This is a genomic window from Catenibacterium sp. (assembly GCF_052354645.1).
Taxonomy (GTDB): domain Bacteria; phylum Bacillota_I; class Bacilli_A; order Erysipelotrichales; family Coprobacillaceae; genus Catenibacterium; species Catenibacterium mitsuoka_A.
Genome location: NZ_DAWDDM010000272.1, coordinates 1 through 2,645, shown reverse-complemented (window position 1 = coordinate 2,645; position 2,645 = coordinate 1). Strand labels below are relative to the sequence as shown.

Below are 2,645 nucleotides of genomic sequence, written 5' to 3'. Positions count from 1 at the left end.
TACAACGTATGCATTCTCTTTCTTATATCTATACTTGAAATAGAACTCAGAAGAGACTTCATCTACATCCTCAAAACGGTCCCTCCAGATTTCTTTGATTGTTTCAGTATCTTCATCTGTTGCCTGTGTAACGATGGCATCATTAATAAATATACGTGTCTTTTCAACCATATGACAAGGATGCATACGTTCTTTAGAGATACGAAGATTTTCTATTCCCATATCTTCTTCTCTATTTACATATTTAAAATCCGCACATTCATGTTCTAAGAATTCTTTTCTTAAAGTCACATAAAGACCTCTAATAGTTTTATCAGCTTTTTCAATATGAATCTGTATTGTTTCATGCTTTAATGGAGAACCAATCATAAAAGCCTTTAATTCGTTATTAATAAAGATACCACCTATCTTAATAGGTAATTGATCCTGGGTAGAAAGAAGATACATAATTCCATATACTTCAGAAGTTAAGGATTCACTCTGTTCATGCTCTTCCCTTTCCCATTTTAATAGATCACTGAAAATCATAGGCATATCATCATCTGCATTCAATGTACGATATTCATAATTAGGATATTGAGAGATGAAGTTATGATAATTGTTTCTCATCTTCTGCATCTTCTTGCCTGATAATGTAATTAATTTCTCTTTATCATATACATAATCATCTAAATCCCTTGTATGCTCATATACAAACTGTCCGGGACATACTTTCTTTAATTCTTCTACAAAAGATGGAATAGCACAATCAATCATAAAAGGGAACTTATTTTCCTTTGCATAATCCACCATGTATTCAATAGCTTCTTTGTAGTATTCGCAAGATGCAAAAGGCATCGCAAAAAAGCGATGTCCTTTATAGTTATGTAACATGATGCAGAAGTGATCATGAATCTCATATTCAATATGATATTCATGATTCCACATCATCATAGTCACGAAATTTGAGTTATAGCCTTCATAATTGGCTTTATCTAAATAAGGTAAAACAGTATTTAAATCAGATAATTTTAAGGGTTTCATTTTATTTTCCAAGCATCATATGTATAAATTGTTTAGCTACACGCCCAGAATAGCCTCCGTTTCTTAATTCCCATTCCATAGCTAAACGATGGAGTTCATTGCGATCAATATCTAAATGATACTGTTCAGCAAGTCCATCTACTATATCAAGATAGTGCTGCTTATCTGGATGAACATAAAGAATCTGGACACCAAAACGGGCAACAAGTGATAACTTTTCCTGTTTAGCATCATTGACATTCACTTCATTGTCATCTCTTTCGCCCCAAGTTTCCTTAATTAAATGTCTACGGTTACTTGTGGCATAAATAAGGACATTATCAGGCTTCTTTTCTAGTCCGCCTTCAATGACTGCTTTGAGATATTTATATTCTGTTTCATATTCTTCAAAAGATAAATCATCCATGAAGATAATGAACTTATAATTACGGTTCTGTAATTCTCCAATAATTTCTGGAAGATGGATAAATTGATGCTTATACACTTCAACCATTCTTAAACCGTCCTTGTAATAACGATTTAATATAGCTTTGATACTTGATGATTTACCAGTTCCATTATCACCATACAATAAGACATTATTTGCTTTCTTGCCATTAATAAATGCTTCTGTATTCGCAATTAAACGATCCTTTTGACGTTCATATCCTATGAGCTGTTCAAGTGTATTATCTTCTATATGATTGATAGAAACGATATTGCCATCTACATATCTAAAAGCTTTATTTAAACCGTATTTACCAACACCATACTTGTGATAATGATTATAGAGGATGTTATAGAAATCTTCAACAGATGTGCTTTGTGCAAGATTATTTTGTAATTCACTGAAGACTTCATAAATCTCTTTATTAATAATTGGCTTAGAATGTGAGAAATGGAAGAAAATCTCTCTATTTAGTCCTTCTAGATCATCAAATGAAGAGTGAAATAAATCATAGAAGTAAGTGAGATCTCTCAATACAAGTGCTCTTAATGTATCATCAACATCTACAACACGTTCTAGTGAAAGCGAGAAGGCATTTTCATGCATTGCAAGCAAATGAGTAAGTAAGCTCTGCATCAAGTGATCATGAAGATCATATTTTTCAGCAACCTGTAAGAATTTCGCAATAAAATCATGTTGAATTGCCTTATTGTCTAATTGTTCAACGTTCTTTAATAGGAAAAGAACATCTTCATCATCTGTTAACTGATAATATACTGTTAAATCATTTAAATACACAAATAAACCCTTCTTTCATTAGTTCTTGAAGCTATGAATAGGAGCTGGAATACGTCCACCACGGTTCACAAATTCATCACAAGAGAATGAATTCACTGGCATAATTGGTGCATAACCTAATAAACCACCAAATTCAACTGTATCTCCTACATCCTTACCAATAACTGGAATAAGTCTTACTGCAGTTGTCTTCTGGTTGATCATGCCAATAGCTATTTCATCTGCGATAATACCAGAGATTGTTTCGGCTTTTGTATCACCTGGAATTGCAATCATATCTAGAACTACTGAACATACACAAGTCATTGCTTATAGTTTTTATAAAGTTAAAGATCATGCATTGACTGCATCAATCATAACATGGTCTTCACTAAAAGGAATAAACGAAAATTAAAAA

Annotated in this window: 2 protein-coding genes and 1 pseudogene; all 3 read right to left on the bottom strand. The window is 32.4% G+C overall.

Going from position 1 to position 2,645, the window contains the following annotated elements; translation table 11 throughout:
- Window positions 1–1,023 (bottom strand): DUF2156 domain-containing protein (locus tag ACT8VG_RS09830; RefSeq protein WP_444195756.1); only part of this gene is annotated, 1,023 nt, incomplete at its 3' end.
- Window position 1,024: 1 nt separating this feature from the next.
- Window positions 1,025–2,248, bottom strand: coding sequence for an ATP-binding protein (locus ACT8VG_RS09825; RefSeq protein ID WP_217106359.1), 1,224 nt, complete (start codon window positions 2,246–2,248; stop codon window positions 1,025–1,027).
- 18 nt (window positions 2,249–2,266) lie between these two features.
- A pseudogene (locus tag ACT8VG_RS09820) lies at window positions 2,267–2,635 on the bottom strand (DUF711 family protein); the annotation flags it as partial.
- Between the last annotated feature and the right edge of the window lie 10 nt (window positions 2,636–2,645).